The following is a 15,723-nucleotide window of genomic DNA, read 5'->3' on the forward strand; positions in this document are numbered from 1 at the left end:
ACCGACCCCGAGGAGTCCCCGTGCCGCACCGACCGCTCACCCTCCGCGCCCCGCGCGGCTCCGTCGCCGCCGAGGAGATCCGCGCGGGCATCGACGCCCTGCTCGCCGACGCCGCCGACGACCTCCCGATCGCGTTCCCGCCCGAGGTCCTCGCGGCCGCGGAGGCCGCCGCGGCCCGGACGGGCCGCGGCGACCGTGCGGACCGCACCGACGTGCCCTTCGTGACGCTCGACCCCGCGTCCTCCACGGACCTGGACCAGGCGATGCACCTCAGCCGCGACGGCGAGGGCTTCCGCGTGCTCTACGCGATCGCCGACGTCCCCTGGTTCGTCGACCTCGACGGCCCGATCGACCACGAGGCCCGTCGACGCGGGGCGACCGTCTACCTCCCCGACCGCCGGATCCCCCTGCACCCCGAGGTGCTCTCCGAGGGGGCGGCGTCCCTGCTGCCCGGGCAGACGACCCCGGCGTTCGTGTGGACCCTCGACCTCGACGCGAGCGGCGCCGTCACCGGCGTGGACCTCGAGCGCGCGCTCGTGCGCTCCACCGAGAAGCTCGACTACGCGGGCGTGCAGGAGCAGCTCGACGCCGGCACGGGACATCCGCAGATGCTGCTGCTCCAGGAGATCGGTGCGCTGCGCGCCCGCCAGGAGCTCGAGCGCGGCGGCGCGAGCCTGAACGTGCCCGAGCAGGAGATCGTCGAGGACGGCGACCAGGTGCGGCTCGTGTGGCGCCGCCCCGCCCCGATCGAGGACGCCAATGCCCAGATCTCGCTGATGACCGGTATGGCCGCGGCCGATCTCATGCTGCGCGGCGGGTCCGGGATCCTGCGCACCATGCCGCCCGCGGAGCCGGCCGCGGTGGAGCGCTTCCGTCGCCAGGCGGAGGCGCTCGGCGTCCCCTGGGAGGAGGGCGTGAGCTACGGGGCCTTCCTGCGCACGCTGGACTGGCAGGAGGGCCGGCACCTGGCCCTGCTGAACCAGGCGACGGCCCTGTTCCGCGGTGCGTCCTACGCGGCCTTCACGAGCGCGGCGGAGGTCCCCGAGGATCCGGCGCAGGCAGCGATCGCCGCCCCCTACGCGCACACCACCGCGCCCCTGCGCCGCCTCGTGGACCGCTTCGTGCTGCTCGTGTGCCACGCCCACGCCCGCGGTGAGGCGCCGGCCCCGGAGCTGCTCGCCGCGCTCGGCGAGATCCCCGAGGCGATGCGGAGCGCCGGCGGCCGGGCCGGGGACCTCGAGCGGCGCGGCATCGCGCTCGTCGAGAGCGCCGCTCTGCGCGCCTGGACCGGTGAGGAGCTCGACGCGACCGTGATCGACAGCCGCGAGGCCTCCCCCGCAAAGGACGGCAACGAGGGCACGCCCGCCCGGGTCGAGGTCCAGCTCCTCGACCCGCCGGTCACCGCCTGGGTCCCGGCCCGGGCCGAGGTGGGCTCCGCCCTGCGGGTGCGGATCGTCTCCGCGGATGCGGCCGACAGCCTCGTGCTCGAGGCGGTGCAGGGATGACCGACTCCCCGCTCGCGGGCAGGGACCTGCTCGCCCTCCCCCGCGGCGCCGTGCTCATGCTCTGGGCGGCGGCGTACCTGCGCGGCGACGTCGGCCCCGACGACGCCGCGGAGCTCGCCCACGGCGCCTCCGGCGGCACCGCCGTCCCCGGCGGCGAGGACCTCTTCGCCTGGCTCACCGGGCTGCGACGGCTCCCGCTCGCGCAGCTGCGGCTCGTGCTGCCCGTCCCCGGTCGCCTCGCGGGGCTCGTGGGGCCGCCGCCGGCGATCGCGGCGGCGCTCGCCGCGGAGCAGGCCGTCGTCGTCACGGCCGCCGGGATAGCCGACCACACCCTCGTACCGGGCATCGACGTGGACCGCGCCGAGGGACCGCGCGGGCCCCGGGTGACCTGGCAGCGCTTCGCGGCGCCGATGGGAGCGCAGGTCCCGCCGCCGGCGAGCTCCGGTCGCGCCCGCACGGAGCTGCTCACCGCCCTCCAGGAGGCGGCCCGCAGCACCGTGGACCTCGACATCGTGCCGGACGAGCCCGTCCCCCCGGACCGCATCCCCGCCGGCTGGACGGCGACCGGCCTGCCGCGGCACCTCGAGGGGGCGCAGGCGCACCTGCTCGTCCTCGCCGGTCGCACGCTGCTGCTCGCGCAGGGCGAGCTCGCCGATCCGGATCCGGGGGCGCGTCAGCTCTCCGACGCCCTCGCGCGGCGCGAGATCCTCGCCCGCCTGCAGGAGACGGCGCGGGCCGCGCTCGTCGAGACCGTCGAGCGGGTCGTCCACACCGAGATGGGCTGATCCGGCGGGACGGGCGCGGACTCGCTCAGCCCTCGAGGACCGCCCGGTACACGTCCAGGGTGCGCTCCGCGATCGAGGTCCACGCGAAGTGCTCCGCGGCGCGGCGCCGGGAGGCCTCCCCCATCGCCCGGGCGCGCTGCGGATCGGAGACCATGCGCTCGAGGGCGGCGGCGAGGTCCGCGACGAACTCCTCGGGACGCAGCGGGGTGCCGGTGCCGTCCTCGGCCTGGTCGAGCGGGACGAGGTAGCCGGTCTCGCCGTCCACGACGACCTCGGGGATGCCGCCGGTCGCGGAGGCGACGACGGGGATCCCGCAGGCCATCGCCTCGAGGTTCACGATGCCGAGCGGCTCGTAGATGCTGGGGCACACGAAGGTCGTCGCATGCGTGAGGATCTGCGTGAGCTCGTGACGGGGCAGCATCTCGCTGATGAGGTGCACGTTGCCGCGCTCCGCGGCGAGCTCCTCGACGAGGCCGGAGACCTCGGCGGCGATCTCGGGGGTGTCCGGGGCGCCGGCGCACAGCACCAGCTGGATCTCGCGGGGCAGCTCGCGCACGGCCCGCAGGAAGTACGGCAGGCCCTTCTGCCGGGTGATCCGGCCGACGAACACGATCGTCGGCGCCTCCGGGTCGATCCCCCGCGAGGTGAGCGCCGAGGTCTCCGGGTTCGGGGACCAGGTGTCGATGTCGATGCCGTTGTGCACGACGTGCACGCGGGCCGGGTCGACCGAGGGGTAGGCCCGCAGGATGTCGGCGCGCATCCCGCCGGAGACCGCGATGATCCCGGCGGCCGCCTCGTAGGCGGTGCGCTCGGCGAAGGAGCTCAGGCGGTAGCCGCCGCCGAGCTGCTCCGCCTTCCACGGCCGCAGCGGCTCCAGCGAATGGGCGGAGAGCACATGCGGCATGCCGTGCAGCAGCGATGCGAGGTGGCCGGCGAAGTTCGCGTACCAGGTGTGGGAGTGCACGAGGTCCGCCCCCTCGCAGTCCTGCGCGATCAGCAGGTCCGTGCCCATCGTGGAGAGCGCGGCATTGGCCCGGGCGAGCTCCGCGGGGGCGCGGTAGGAGTGGGTGCCGGGCTCGTCCCGGTCCTCCCCGAAGGCGCGCACCTGCACGTCGATCTGGGGCCGGAGCACCCGGGTCAGCTCGGCGACGTGCACACCGGCGCCGCCGTAGATCTCCGGCGGGTACTCCTTGGTCAGCAGATCCACGCGCACGGGGTCCTCCTTCTTCCGCTTCCTACGCTTCGGGTTTCGTCCGGGTGGCGACCGATCGGCGTGATCGGGCCCACTCCTGCATTATCCTCGCAGCATGTCCACGAAGGTCCTCGCGATCGTCCTCGCCGGTGGCGAGGGGAAGCGCCTCATGCCCCTCACGCTCGACCGCGCCAAGCCGGCCGTCCCCTTCGGCGGGATCTACCGGCTCATCGACTTCGCGCTGTCGAACATCGTCAACTCGGGCTACCTGCGGGTGGTCGTGCTGACCCAGTACAAGTCCCACTCCCTCGACAAGCACATCGCGCAGACCTGGCGGATGAGCTCGCTGCTGGGCAACTACGTCGCGCCGGTCCCCGCGCAGCAGCGCCTGGGCAAGCACTGGTTCCGCGGCTCCGCGGACGCCATCGCCCAGTCCCTCAACCTCATCCGCGACGAGAAGCCCGACCACGTGCTCGTCGTCGGCGCGGACAACATCTACCGCATGGACTTCTCCCAGATGCTCGACGCGCACATCGCGTCCGGGAAGTCGTGCACGGTCGCCGCGATCCGGCAGCCCATCGAGCTCTCCGACCAGTTCGGTGTGATCGAGACGGACCCGTCGGACCCGACGACGATCCAGGCCTTCGTCGAGAAGCCGAAGCAGACCGAGGGGCTCGCCGACGACCCCACGCAGATCCTCGCCTCGATGGGCAACTACATCTTCGACGCGGATGCCCTCGTCGAGGCCGTCACGCGCGACGCGGAGGACGACGACTCCGCGCACGACATGGGCGGCAACATCGTCCCGGAGTTCGTGGGCAAGGGCGACGCCGCCGTCTACGACTTCATCCGCAACGACGTCCCCGGCTCCACGGACCGCGACCGGGACTACTGGCGGGACGTCGGCACGCTCGACGCGTTCTACGACGCGCACATGGACCTCATCGCGGTCCATCCCGTCTTCAACCTGTACAACAACGACTGGCCCACCTTCACCGGCCATCGCAACGAGGCGCCGGCGAAGTTCGTGCACGCGGGCCCCGGCCGCGTGGGCACCGCGGTGGACTCGGTCATCTCCCCCGGCGTCGTCATCTCCGGCGCGCAGGTCTCCAACTCGGTGCTCTCGCCCGGGGTGCGTCTGAACTCGTGGTCCACCGTCTCCGACTCGGTGCTGATGGACAACGTGACGGTGGGCCGGCACTGCCAGATCCACCGCGCGATCATCGACAAGGACGTCGTCGTCCCGCCGCGCACCCAGATCGGCCTGGACCGGGAGAAGGACCTCGCCCGCGGCTGGGTCGTCACCGAGTCCGGCATCACCGTGATCGGCAAGGGCACGGTCATCGAGCCGTGAGCGCCGCCGCTCCCGCCCGTGGCCTGCTCGTCTCCGACGTCGACTCGACCTTCCTCACCCAGGAGGTGATCGAGCTCGTCGCGGAGCACGCGGGGGTCCGCGACCGCGTCGAGGAGATCACCACCGCCGCCATGCGCGGCGAGCTCGACTTCGCGGGCTCCCTGCGCGCCCGGGTCGCGCTTCTGGCCGGGCTCGACGCCTCCGTGCTCGCCGCGGTGCGCGAGGTGCTGGTCCCCACCGACGGCGCGATCGAGCTCATGCGGCGCGCCCATGACGCGGGCTGGGTCACCGCCCTCGTCTCCGGCGGCTTCCACGAGGTCATCGACCCGCTCGCCGCGGAGGTCGGCATCGACCACGTCGTCGCGAACCGCTTCGCGGTGCAGGACGGGAAGCTGACCGGCGAGGTCTCCGGCCCGATCATCGACGGCGAGGCCAAGCGGGCGACCCTCGAGGAGCTCGCGGAGCGCCACGGCGTGGACCGGGCGCGCACGGTCGCCGTGGGCGACGGCGCGAACGACGCCGCCATGGTGCGCGCGGCGGGCACGGGCGTCGCCTTCCGTGCGAAGCCCGCGTTGCGTGAGGTCGCCGACGTCGTGCTCGACGGGCCCTCGATGCTGGACCTCTGGCCGTACCTGGAGGGGGCGCCGGTCGCCTGACCCGTCCCGCCGCCTGACCCTGACGCGTCGAAAGGGCCCGGGACCTCGCCGCGCGAGGTGCCGGGCACGTTCGGGTGCCGCCTGCTCAGGGGCGGACGATGGTGTGCAGCGTGAGGCTCTCCTCGCCGAGCTCCGCCCAGGTGGGCAGCGCGCCGGAGAGGACGGCCGTGCCGCCGGTCGGCATGCCGATCCGGGCCTGTGCGGCGGAGGAGGGGTCGGAGTCGTCGTCCGCGAGGCCGGTGACCAGGTGGGCCATCGTCGGCTCGTGCCCGACGACGAGGACCACGGCGTGCTTCGCCTTGATGTCGCGGATCAGCTCGAGCACCTCGCCGGTGCCGCCGGAGTAGATCTCCTCGTGGAAGGTGACCTTGCCGTCGAATCCGGGCATGGACGCCTGCACGCCCTCCCAGGTCTCCCGGGTGCGCTCGGCGTCGGAGACGAGGACCCGCGTGGGCCGCACGCCCTGGGACTCGAGGTACTCGCCGACGAGACGGGCCTGCGCCCAGCCCTTCTCGACGAGGGTGCGCTCCTGATCGGGCTGACCGCCGCCGCTCTCCGCCTTGCCGTGGCGCATGATGAGGAGGAGGCGACTGTCGGGGTCGGAAGCTGACATGGGGGCGCGATCACACCTTGTCGTGGTCGAGGGCTGCGGGTGGGCGGGATCGCCCGGTGTCGGTGCTCAGTGTCCCATGCCGAGGCCGCCGTCGACGGGGATCACGGCACCGGAGATGTAGGCCGCGTCGTCGCTCGCGAGGAAGCTCACCACACGGGCGACCTCGACCGGGTCCGCGAAGCGCCCGGCGGGGATCGCCGCCCGGTAGGAGGCCTGGACGTCCTCGGGGAGGGCGGCGGTCATCTCGGTGTCGATGTAGCCGGGGGCGACGACGTTCGCGGTGATGCCGCGGGAGCCGAGCTCGCGGGTGAGCGCGCGCGCGATGCCGATGAGTCCGGACTTCGAGGCCGCGTAGTTGACCTGGCCGGGCGAGCCGTAGAGGCCCACGACGGAGGAGATCAGGACGATGCGGCCCTTCTTCTTGCGCATCATCGAGCGGATCACGCGCTTGACGGTGCGGAAGGAGCCGGTGAGGTTCGTGTCGAGCACGGATTCGAAGGAGTCGTCGCTCATGCGCAGCAGGAGCTGGTCGTCGGTGATGCCGGCGTTGGCGACGAGCACCTCGATCGGGCCGTGGGCCTCCTCCGCGGCGGCGATCGCCGCGTCGAGCGAGGCGCCGTCGGTGACGTCCGCGGCGAGGGTGAGGGCGCCCTCGGGCCCGCCCTGACCGGAGCGGCTGGTCACGGCGACCGCGTCGCCGCGCCGCAGGAACTCCTCGGCGATGGCGCGGCCGATGCCGCGGTTGCCGCCCGTGACGAGGACGCTGCGGGGGGTGGTGGGCTCGGTCATGCGTGCTCCTCGGAGGATCGGGGCGCGACCCGCTGTGACGGACGCCGCGCCGTGGTGTGGCGGTGCACTACGATACGTGGCGGAACAGTGTCGGGATCCTCGGGGGAAACTCGACGTCGACTCACCTCTGGAAGGTGCTCCTCCTCATGGCATATCGCTTCAACCCGCCGCCGAACTGGCCCGTCGAGGATGCCGATTGGACGCCTCCGCCCGGCTGGCAGCCGGATCCCTCGTGGGGCCCCGCGCCCGAGGGCTGGAACTTCTGGGTCGAGGGCGACGCCGCTCCGGCCGCTCCGGTCTCCAGCGCCCCCTCGTCCTCCGACCAGGACGCCGCCGCCTCCCCGCAGGGTGACCTCGGTGAGCAGCAGGACACTCCGGTCGAGGAGCCCGCGCCCGCGGGTGCGCCGGTCTCCTCGGACGAGCCGACGGTGCTCGGCTCCTCCTCCGACGTGGCGGTGCCTGCCGAGGGCGCCTCGACCTCCGGGGATGCCGTCCCCGCCGGGGGCGTCGCGCCCACCGAGGGCGAACCTGTCACCGGTGACGAGGCGCCCGCCGAGCCACTTGCTTCCGGGCACAGCCACCTCGACGACGACGCCACCCACGTCGCGGGCAGCGATCAGCGCGCCGCCCTGGGTGACGAGCGCTCGTCCGCTCCCGACGCCGACGCCACCCACGTGGCCGGCAGCGGCGAGCGCGACGCCCTCGGCGGTGGCGCCGCGGGCGATGCCGCCTCCGAGACGGCCGAGTACACCGGACCCGATCGAGAGGCCGGGCTCGCCGAGCGCGCCCCGTACGAGGAGAGCACCGGGGCGGCTCCCGCCGCCGACCAGGGCTTCGGCTCCTCCGCCCCCGCCGCGGGCGCCGGTGCTGCCGCGGGCGCCGCCGGTGCGCACGCCGCCACGCAGGGGCCCGGCGCCGATCAGGCCCCCTCCGCCCCCGCTTACGGTCAGCAGGATCAGGCGCAGGGCTACGGCCAGGCGTCCCCGGCGGCCGGCTACGGTCAGGACTCGGCCGCCCCGGCCTACGGTCAGCAGGATCAGGGCCAGGGCTATGGCCAGGCGTCGCCGGCCGCGGGTAACGGCCAGGATTCCGCGGCTCCTGCCTACGGTCAGCAGGATCAGGCGCAGGGCTACGGTCAGGCCTCCCCCGCCGGGTACGGTCAGAATTCCGCGGCTCCGGCCTATGGTCAGCAGGATCAGGGCTACGGACAGGGATACGGGCAGGCCTCCCCCGCCTACGGACAGTCCTCGCCCGCTCAGGGCTTCGGGACCTCCTCCGCCTCCGACGGCGCGGCCTGGACCGCCTCGACCGGCGCCGGTGAGCCCCCGAAGAAGGGCATCATCGCGCGGTTCTGGTGGATCGGCTGCATCGCCCTGTTCCTCGTCGCCGCGCTCATCGCCGCGATCATCGCGGTGGTCGTGATCTCCTCGAACAGCGGTGACGACCAGGCCGGCGGTGATCCCACCACCGAGGTCGCCACCACGGACGAGGCGACCCCGACCGAGGAGGAGACCACCGACGAGGCCTCCGACGGCGGCGACGAGACCATCACGCCGTCCGTGCTGCCCACGCTCGGCGCGGACCCGCAGTCCCAGGACGTCGTCTCCTCCGACGGCAGCGGCAAGATCACCGTCACCCAGGAGTGGATCGCCCCGGACAAGCTCGAGAGCAGCTACGGCGGCACCGTCACCCCGGGTGAGCAGGGGGACGAGTACCTCGTCGTCACCGCCCAGGTCGAGGTCACCGAGGGCACGCTCATGCTGGCCTCGTACAACTTCAACCTCACCACCCCCTACGGCGGTGACATCTCGCCGGCGACCGCGACCTACGAGCTCAAGGACGCGGGTCTGGACTACCAGGCGCCGGACGAGTTCACGAAGGGCGAGACGTACACGATCCGCGTGCTCTTCGACGCGAAGAAGGCCAAGGGCATCAAGCTCGTCTACGACACCTACTCCGATCAGTACACCTGGGACGTCCCTGCGTGACCGACCGCTTCAACCCTCCGCCGAGCTGGCCGGAGCCGCCCCAGGACGGGTGGCTGCCGCCGGACGGCTTCCGACCGGGCCCCGCATGGGGCCCGGTCCCGGCGGGATGGCGTCTCTGGTTCACCGGCACGGATGAGGCGACCGCCGAGGACGGCCCGCTGCAGCGCTCCGAGGACGTCCCCGCGAGCGGGGTCCGGCCCCGCCCGCGGGTGGAGACCTACCCGGTCTCCGTGCTGAACCCCGGGATGTGGTCCCAGAACCACCTCGAGGACGAGGACTACGGCTTCCCGCCCGCAGCGCCCGTGAAGCGCCGACCCGGACGCCGGCTCGCCGCGCACATCACCGTCACCGCCCTCGGATTCGTGATCGCCGCGCTCGTCGCGATCGGCTTCGTGCGGCTCACCGACTTCGCGGTGGAGGACCTGCCCGGCATGCTCAGCTCCTCCGGGAACCTGGGGGACGCGAGATCCCCCGGGGGCGAGACATGAGCGGCCGCTCCCTCCGCTCCCGGATCATCCTCAGCCGCGACACCCTGGTGGGCCTGCTGATCGTGCTCCTCTGCGCGGCGATCTGCGTGGGCCTCGGCCTGTGGCAGTACGGCCGCTTCGAGACCAAGCGGGACACGGCCGCGGTGATCGCGGAGAACTACGCGGCCGATCCCGTCCCGCTCGCCGAGGCGCTGCCGGACCCCGCTCAGCCGCTCGCCGCGAACGAGCGCTGGCGCGTCGTGGAGATGACCGGCAGCTACTGCACCGATCCCGAGTGCGTGCTGTACGTGCGCAACCGGCCCCTGAACAGCCAGGTCGGCTTCTGGCAGCTCGTCCCCTTCACCGCCGAGGACGGCACCACCCTGCTCGTCGTGCGCGGCTGGGTGCCGGCGCAGGAGACCGCCTCGCAGCCCCTGGACCCGCCCGCCGTCCCCACCGGGACGACCACGGTGACGGTTCGCATGCGCCCCGCGGAGGGGACCGTCGACCGACAGGACCCGCCCGGGCAGGTCCAGACCGTCACGCCCGACGTGATCGCCGCGAAGCTCCCCGCCGACGTCGGGGACTCGGTCGTGACCGGTGCCTACGGCGAGCTGGCCGCGGAGGACCCGGAGGCGGCGAGGCCCCAGGCGCTCGAGTCCCCGGACACCTCCCTCGGCCCCCACCTCTCCTACGCCTTCCAGTGGTGGATCTTCGCGCTGTTCTTCCCGGCCGCGCTCGTGTATCGCACCCGCAAGCTGATCCAGGACGCGGAGTCGGAGGAGGCGGTCCCCGCCGACGGCGCCCGGGCCGGGAGCAGGGGCGCACACGAGGGCGAGGACGGCGATCGTGCCGAGCCCGCCGCGCCGCTGGACGGATCCGACGGCGGCGCCGGGAGCTCGGAGGCCGTCGGGGAGGTCGGCTCCCCCGCTCCGCCGGCCCCACGCCGGGAGCACCGCCCGGTCACCGCGGAGCACGACCGCCGGCGGCGTGCCCGCCGGCGCAGCCACGACGAGGAGGAAGAGGATGCCCTCATCGACCAGCAGCGCTGACCGCGCACGGTTCCTGCCCGGACCCCGGCCGCGGCGCATCGCGCACCGGGGCCTGGCCACCGACGGCGCCGAGAACACGATGCGGGCCTTCGCCGATGCCCTCGCCGCCGGCGCGACGATGCTCGAGACGGACACCCGGGCGACGCGGGACGGGCTCGCCCTCGCCGTCCACGACGAGGACCTCTCGCGGATCGCGGGCGACCCCCGCCGGATCGACGCGATCGACGCCGCCGAGGCCGGTGCCGTGCGCCTCGCGGGCGGCGAGCGGCTCGCCCTGCTCGAGGACGTGCTCGACACCTTCCGGGACGTGCCCGTGAACATCGACGTGAAGAGCGCGGACGCGGTCCTCCCCGCCGTCACCGCGATCGCGCGCACCCGCAGCGCCGACCGCGTGTGCATCGCCGGTTTCGACGGCCTCGTCGCCCGCAGCGCGGCGAACGGCGTGCGCCGGGCGACCAACCGGCTCCCGACGCGCAGCCCGTCCCGCGCGGTGATCGCCGCCTTCCTCGCGGCGCGGGCCGTCGAGGCGCCGGATGCCGTGATCCGGCGGCTCCTGCGGCCCTACGGCGCGCTCCAGGTCCCCGAGCGCGTCGACGGGATCCCCGTCGTCACCGCGGCGAACGTCGCGGCGGCTCACCGGGCCGGGTGCGAGGTGCACGTGTGGACGGTCGACGACCCTGTGACCATGGCGGATCTTCTCTCGAAGGGCGTGGATGGTATCATCACCAATCGCGTCGATCTGCTGTCAGCACTGCTCGAGACCGACCGCGGTCGTCACTGACCGAGGCCGTTCCCGTCGGGGCCCCGGCACCGCTGAGGTGTCCGTCGGCGATCCCGCTCCATCCGTCCCATCCGTCTCATCCGTCAGAGGGTGCCTCCCCTCGACGTCCCCGGCGCACCACGCGCCTCCCGATCGTCCGTGACCGGGAATGACCTCGCCCTCCGGGGCGTTGATCCCGGGGCAGAACTCCGGGCGTGCCGCCGCCCGCACCGAAACACCGGCAGGAAGCGAGAACCGCATGAGCAGCCGAAGCCTGCGAGGCACCCGCCTCGGATCCCTCTCCATGGAGACCGACGAGGGCGTGCTCGCCGCCCCGCGTCAGGAGACCGTCTACGACTGCCCGAACGGGCACACGATCGTGCTGCCCTTCTCCGTCGAGGCCGACGTCCCGGCCGTGTGGGAGTGCCGCTGCGGCGCGACCGCCGTGCGCCGTGACCACGAGAAGCCCGACGAGAAGCCGGGCAAGCCCCAGCGCACCCACTGGGACATGCTGCTGGAGCGCCGCAGCGAGGAGGAGCTGCAGGTCCTGCTGGACCAGCGGCTCGCGCTGCTCCGCGCCGGCAAGCTGCACCAGCGCCGCAACCTCTGATCCCGACCGGATCAGCACGAGGCCCCCGCACCGGGAACGGTGCGGGGGCCTCGTCGCATACGGGGTCCGTCCTGCCGCGCCGGTCACCGGGCGCGCGAAGGTCTCAGGGAGTCATTGCTGGATCGTGGGCGGGGTGCGCTCCTCGCCCTGCGGGGGCGTGCGGGCGTCGATGACGATCTCGCCGTCCACGACCCCGCCGCCGCTGCGCCGGTAGAGCACGCGGCGCGCGGAGGGCGACCCGCCGGAGAGCCCCATCGCCCGCACGGTGCGCTTCTGCACCGGCGTCACCAGGAGCACGAGCCCGATCACGTCGGTGATGAGACCCGGGAAGAAGAAGAGCAGCGCCGCGATGACGGTGAACGCGGGCCGCGAGAGGTGGTCCTTCACGTCCCCGCTCCCCCGCAGCGCCCGCACGAGCGAGCGCAGGCGCACGAACGACTGCTGGCCGGCGGCGACGAGCAGGGCGACGCCCACCACCCAGCCGATCACGACGATCAGCACGGACCACCACAGGCTCGTCCGCACACCGATGAGGACGAGGATCGCGATCTCCAGCACGCCGAGCACGACGATGCCCACGGGGATCAGTGAGGCGAGGCGTCCCCTGCGCTCGCCCGGGGCGCCCTGACCTCCGGCTCGCGGAGCGGCGCCGGGGCGCGGGGTCGGATGGGGGGTGGAGCTCATGGCGGGTCCTTCCCGGGAGTCCTCGTGACCCGTGCCAGCCTAGCGGAGCAGTCCGAGGAGCTGCTGGGTGCGGTGCGTGAGTCCCCAGAGCGTCACCTTGACGAGCGCCTCGCGCACGATGCCGGAGCTCATCTTGCTCACGCCCTCGGCGCGCTCGTCGAAGTCGATGGGCACCTCGGAGATCGCGGCGCCGGCCGCCCGGGCCCGGCGCGTCATGTCCACCTGGAAGCAGTAGCCCTGGGAGGCGACGTCCCCACGGACGAGCGTCGTCAGGAGCTCCGCGCGGTAGGCCCGGAACCCCGCCGTCGCGTCGGCGACGCCCAGGCCCAGCACGGCGCGCACGTACAGGTTCGCACCGCGGGAGAGCAGCAGCCGTCGCAGCGGCCAGTCGTGGACGCGCCCGCCGGGCACCCAGCGGGAGCCGATCGCGAGGTCCGCCCCGCGGCGCACGGCCTCGAGCAGCCCCGGCAGCTGCTCCGGGCGGTGGGAGGCGTCGGCGTCCATCTCGCAGAGCACCTCGTAGCCCTCCCCGAGCCCCCAGGCGAAGCCCGCGAGATAGGCCGGACCGAGGCCCTCCTTGCCGGCGCGGTGCAGCACGTGCACGTGCGGGTCCTGCGCGGCGCGCTCCTCCGCCCAGGCGCCCGTGCCGTCGGGCGAGTTGTCGTCGACCACGAGGACGTGCGCGGCGGGCACCGCGGCCCTCAGCCGGGCGAGGGTCCCCGGGAGCGCCGCCCGCTCGTCGTAGGTGGGGACGACGACGAGGGTCGGCGGGGCCGGGGCGTTCGAGGCGGTCACGTCAGCTCCTGGTGCGAGGTCGGTCGCGGTCGCGGCGGCGAGCGGTGGGCAGGGCGCGGCGGCGCGTGCCGAGAGCGCCGAGCAGTCCGATCAGCCCGATCGCGGAGATGCCGATGCCGATCCAGGGACCGGCGGCGACGGCGGGCGTGATGCCGGTGCGCAGGGGCACCTCGGCGAGCAGCGCGCCCTGCTCCCAATGGCCCACGGAGGAGAGCCGGCGGCCCTCGGGGCTGAAGATGGCCGACTCGCCGACGGTGGCCACGTGGACCACGCTGCGGCCCGAGACGACGGCCATCACCTTCGCCTGGGCGAGCTGCTGGATCGACTCGTCGGAGTCGCCGAAGAGCGCGGTGTTGGACTGCACGACGATCACCTCGGCGCCGTCCCGCACCGTGTCCTGAACGAGGTTGTCGTAGGCGATCTCGAAGCAGATGAGCACGCCGACCTTCGCGGAGTCCTCGTCGCCGGTGATGCTCGCGAGGTCCATGACGCCGACCTCCTTGCCGGGCAGCATGTCGTAGCCGATCAGGTCCACCTTGTCGGTGAGCATGCGGAAGAAGGACCGTGCGGGGATGTACTCGCCGAAGGGCACGGGATGGCGCTTGGCGTAGGTGTATGGCACGTCGCCGTCCGCGGAGTCCGCGGTGTACAGCAGCGAGTTGTTGAGACGGTTTCGATCGCCCACGAGAGTCTGGGTGCCCACGAGGAGCGGGGCCCCGGCATCGGCGGAGGCCTGGGCGAGCTGCGCGGAGCGCACCGGGTCCTGCCGGGGGTCGTACTCGGTGGAGTCCTCGGGCCACACCACGAGCTCGAGCTGCTCGCCCTTGTCCTCCGCCGTGGTGATCACGTCCCGGGTGACGTCCAGGTGGTTCTCGTAGACGCCGTCCGGCATGCTGAGGGCGGCGGGGGCGATCGGGTCCATGTTGCCCTGGATCCCCGCGATCGTCATGCTCGAGCGACCCTCCGGCGCGCGGTTCTGCGGAAGCGGCACCACGACGGTGACGAGCACGAGTCCGACGGCCAGCGACAGCGGCCAGACCCCGGCGACCCCGCGGACGCCCCGCCGGGTGCGGCCGGTGAGGGCCAGCACACCGTACAGGAGGAGCATGCCGAGGATCCCGACGACGAGGGCGAGGCCCGCGGTGCCGATCCAGGGACCGAGGTTCAGCAGCGGCGACTCGGAGAGGGCGTAGGCGCTCGTCCCCCACGGCAGACCGCCCCACGGGGCGTGGCTGCGCAGCAGCTCGACGCCCGTCCACAGCGCGGCGACGACGAGGCAGCTCGAGGCCCGCAGCCCCCGGCGCACGATGACCGTGCGGGCCAGGAGCCCGAAGAGCACCGCGGAGAGCGACTCGAAGACCCCGAGCGCGATCCATGGCATCGCGCCCGCGTAGGTGTTCGCCCAGACGGTCAGCGGGACGAAGAAGGCGAGTCCCCAGAGAAGTGACACGAGCACCGCGAGCACCGCCGAGCGCACCATCACCCCGGCGACGAGCAGGGCGACGGAGACGGGCAGCAGCGCCCAGAGGCCGTACGGCGGGAAGGCGACAAGGCAGGCGAACCCTCCTGCGACGCCGCACAGCAGCGCGATCGGCCACGGGGTCGGGAGGAGCTCGGCGGCATGCTCCGCGTCATGCCGACGCGCCGGGGATCGCACGCCGCTCCGGGTGGCCGTCATGCGCCGCTCTGCGGCAGGGCGTCGTGGACGATCGCCCCGCCGATCACGGTGCGCAGCGCGCGCGGCGCCCCCTGCTCGAGGTCCGGCAGCAGGGGGGTCCGCGAGCGAGGGTCCGTCGACCAGGTCTCGATGAGGTCCCCGTGGCCCCTCACGGTCAGGTCCCACGGCTCCCAGACCACGAAGGTCGCCTCGATGCCGGTGCGCAGGGAGCCGGGATGGCGACGCCCCGCGACCCGCTGCCCGCCGCGGCTCGCGGCGAGGAAGGCGGCGCGGTCGCTGATGCGCTGCGAGGGCTCGCCCTGCTGGGCGGCGGCCCGCACCCAGCTCCACGGGTCCGCGGCGCCCTCCTCCCCCGCGGAGGCGAGGGCGAGTGGGGTGCCGTCGGCGACGAGGTCGAGGTACGGGGCGCTCTCGGTGAGCGGCGCGACGACGCGGACCCCCTCGCGCGTGCCCGTCGGGCCGGGGAGCCGCAGCACGATGCCGGCGGCGGCCACCGCGGCGTCACCGGCGGGATCCGGCGCGGAGCCGTCGGCGGTCGCGGCTGCGTCGACGAAGCCGGGGGTGATCAGGCAGCCGGTGACGTCCACGCGCCGGGCGTCGGGGTGCAGGACGGCCGCGGAGTCCTCCGTGCCGACCCAGGCGACGAGGCCGTCCGCGACGAGCATCGCGGTCGCCTCGGGCTCGTCCGTGCTGTACAGGACCATGCCCGTGTACAGGGTGGGGAGGCGGTCGTCGTCGGGCGTGGGAGCGTCGGTGCTCGAGGAGGGCGCTGAGGGTGCGGTGGACATGGGCTGT

The 15,723-nt window shown here is 73.7% G+C and carries 16 protein-coding genes; 9 read left to right on the forward strand and 7 right to left on the reverse strand.

Features of this window, described 5'->3' with window-relative positions:
* The first annotated feature begins 20 nt into the window (after positions 1-20).
* Complete coding sequence (locus ABD080_RS11260) at positions 21-1,505, forward strand: RNB domain-containing ribonuclease (RefSeq protein WP_343904973.1); 1,485 nt, start codon at positions 21-23, stop codon at positions 1,503-1,505.
* On the forward strand, positions 1,502-2,290 hold the full coding sequence (locus ABD080_RS11265) for a hypothetical protein (RefSeq protein WP_343904975.1): 789 nt from the start codon (positions 1,502-1,504) through the stop codon (positions 2,288-2,290). Before ABD080_RS11260 ends, ABD080_RS11265 begins: the two co-directional genes overlap by 4 nt.
* Before the next feature lie 25 nt (positions 2,291-2,315).
* Here the strand turns inward: ABD080_RS11265 and glgA are convergent, their stop codons facing one another.
* Entirely contained in the window at positions 2,316-3,503 is a 1,188-nt protein-coding gene (glgA, locus tag ABD080_RS11270; protein WP_343904977.1) for a glycogen synthase, read from the reverse strand.
* A 94-nt stretch (positions 3,504-3,597) separates the two neighbouring features.
* Between glgA and glgC the strand changes: the two genes are divergently transcribed.
* Both glgC and serB read left to right on the forward strand, forming a co-directional pair.
* Complete coding sequence (glgC, locus tag ABD080_RS11275) at positions 3,598-4,836, forward strand: glucose-1-phosphate adenylyltransferase (protein ID WP_343904979.1); 1,239 nt, start codon at positions 3,598-3,600, stop codon at positions 4,834-4,836.
* Positions 4,833-5,492 (forward strand): phosphoserine phosphatase SerB, encoded by a 660-nt coding sequence (serB, locus tag ABD080_RS11280; RefSeq protein WP_343904981.1) that lies wholly within the window; start codon positions 4,833-4,835, stop codon positions 5,490-5,492. The genes glgC and serB overlap by 4 nt, the downstream gene beginning before the upstream one ends.
* Positions 5,493-5,577: 85 nt before the next feature.
* Here serB and ABD080_RS11285 read toward each other — a convergent pair whose 3' ends face one another.
* Both ABD080_RS11285 and fabG read right to left on the reverse strand, forming a co-directional pair.
* Positions 5,578-6,105, reverse strand: a complete 528-nt coding sequence (locus tag ABD080_RS11285) for a SixA phosphatase family protein (protein ID WP_343904983.1) — start codon at positions 6,103-6,105, stop codon at positions 5,578-5,580.
* Positions 6,106-6,171: 66 nt separating this feature from the next.
* Entirely contained in the window at positions 6,172-6,894 is a 723-nt protein-coding gene (gene fabG / locus ABD080_RS11290) for a 3-oxoacyl-ACP reductase FabG (RefSeq protein WP_264450911.1), read from the reverse strand.
* Between the two features lie 146 nt (positions 6,895-7,040).
* Between fabG and ABD080_RS11295 the strand changes: the two genes are divergently transcribed.
* From ABD080_RS11295 to ABD080_RS11315, 5 genes are all read left to right on the forward strand, one after another.
* Positions 7,041-8,882: a hypothetical protein gene (locus ABD080_RS11295; RefSeq protein WP_343904985.1), complete on the forward strand. Its 1,842-nt coding sequence runs from the start codon at positions 7,041-7,043 to the stop codon at positions 8,880-8,882.
* Positions 8,879-9,370, forward strand: a complete 492-nt coding sequence (locus ABD080_RS11300; RefSeq protein ID WP_343904987.1) for a hypothetical protein — start codon at positions 8,879-8,881, stop codon at positions 9,368-9,370. The genes ABD080_RS11295 and ABD080_RS11300 overlap by 4 nt, the downstream gene beginning before the upstream one ends.
* On the forward strand, positions 9,367-10,401 hold the full coding sequence (locus ABD080_RS11305) for an SURF1 family cytochrome oxidase biogenesis protein (RefSeq protein WP_343904989.1): 1,035 nt from the start codon (positions 9,367-9,369) through the stop codon (positions 10,399-10,401). The genes ABD080_RS11300 and ABD080_RS11305 overlap by 4 nt, the downstream gene beginning before the upstream one ends.
* Positions 10,376-11,182, forward strand: a complete 807-nt coding sequence (locus ABD080_RS11310) for a glycerophosphodiester phosphodiesterase family protein (protein WP_343904991.1) — start codon at positions 10,376-10,378, stop codon at positions 11,180-11,182. The genes ABD080_RS11305 and ABD080_RS11310 overlap by 26 nt, the downstream gene beginning before the upstream one ends.
* A 238-nt stretch (positions 11,183-11,420) precedes the next feature.
* Entirely contained in the window at positions 11,421-11,771 is a 351-nt protein-coding gene (locus ABD080_RS11315; RefSeq protein WP_137770789.1) for an RNA polymerase-binding protein RbpA, read from the forward strand.
* 111 nt (positions 11,772-11,882) lie between these two features.
* Here the strand turns inward: ABD080_RS11315 and ABD080_RS11320 are convergent, their stop codons facing one another.
* From ABD080_RS11320 to ABD080_RS11335, 4 genes are read right to left on the reverse strand one after another with little or no spacing between them, the layout of a single operon-like run.
* Positions 11,883-12,455: an FxsA family protein gene (locus ABD080_RS11320; RefSeq protein ID WP_343904994.1), complete on the reverse strand. Its 573-nt coding sequence runs from the start codon at positions 12,453-12,455 to the stop codon at positions 11,883-11,885.
* 39 nt (positions 12,456-12,494) lie between these two features.
* Positions 12,495-13,250 carry a polyprenol monophosphomannose synthase gene (locus tag ABD080_RS11325; protein ID WP_343904996.1) on the reverse strand — a complete coding sequence of 252 codons (756 nt, stop codon included), beginning with the start codon at positions 13,248-13,250 and terminating at the stop codon, positions 12,495-12,497.
* A 1-nt stretch (position 13,251) separates the two neighbouring features.
* Positions 13,252-14,928, reverse strand: a complete 1,677-nt coding sequence (gene lnt / locus ABD080_RS11330; RefSeq protein ID WP_343904998.1) for an apolipoprotein N-acyltransferase — start codon at positions 14,926-14,928, stop codon at positions 13,252-13,254.
* Entirely contained in the window at positions 14,925-15,716 is a 792-nt protein-coding gene (locus ABD080_RS11335; protein ID WP_343905000.1) for a hypothetical protein, read from the reverse strand. The genes lnt and ABD080_RS11335 overlap by 4 nt, the downstream gene beginning before the upstream one ends.
* Positions 15,717-15,723: the final 7 nt, after the last annotated feature.

Origin of the sequence: Brachybacterium rhamnosum (genome assembly GCF_039526185.1) — a bacterium.
In the GTDB taxonomy this organism is placed as follows: Bacteria; Actinomycetota; Actinomycetes; order Actinomycetales; family Dermabacteraceae; genus Brachybacterium; species Brachybacterium rhamnosum.

What these genes read in the sequence shown, in the direction of transcription:
- ABD080_RS11315 (WP_137770789.1), top strand. Translation starts at nt 11,421, where the DNA reads ATGAGCAGCCGAAGCCTGCGAGGCACCCGCCTCGGATCCCTCTCCATG.
- glgC (WP_343904979.1), top strand. Translation starts at nt 3,598, where the DNA reads ATGTCCACGAAGGTCCTCGCGATCGTCCTCGCCGGTGGCGAGGGGAAG.
- ABD080_RS11320 (WP_343904994.1), bottom strand. Translation starts at nt 12,455, where the DNA reads ATGAGCTCCACCCCCCATCCGACCCCGCGCCCCGGCGCCGCTCCGCGA.
- ABD080_RS11265 (WP_343904975.1), top strand. Translation starts at nt 1,502, where the DNA reads ATGACCGACTCCCCGCTCGCGGGCAGGGACCTGCTCGCCCTCCCCCGC.
- ABD080_RS11285 (WP_343904983.1), bottom strand. Translation starts at nt 6,105, where the DNA reads ATGTCAGCTTCCGACCCCGACAGTCGCCTCCTCCTCATCATGCGCCAC.
- ABD080_RS11305 (WP_343904989.1), top strand. Translation starts at nt 9,367, where the DNA reads ATGAGCGGCCGCTCCCTCCGCTCCCGGATCATCCTCAGCCGCGACACC.
- ABD080_RS11335 (WP_343905000.1), bottom strand. Translation starts at nt 15,716, where the DNA reads ATGTCCACCGCACCCTCAGCGCCCTCCTCGAGCACCGACGCTCCCACG.
- fabG (WP_264450911.1), bottom strand. Translation starts at nt 6,894, where the DNA reads ATGACCGAGCCCACCACCCCCCGCAGCGTCCTCGTCACGGGCGGCAAC.
- ABD080_RS11310 (WP_343904991.1), top strand. Translation starts at nt 10,376, where the DNA reads ATGCCCTCATCGACCAGCAGCGCTGACCGCGCACGGTTCCTGCCCGGA.
- lnt (WP_343904998.1), bottom strand. Translation starts at nt 14,928, where the DNA reads ATGACGGCCACCCGGAGCGGCGTGCGATCCCCGGCGCGTCGGCATGAC.
- ABD080_RS11295 (WP_343904985.1), top strand. Translation starts at nt 7,041, where the DNA reads ATGGCATATCGCTTCAACCCGCCGCCGAACTGGCCCGTCGAGGATGCC.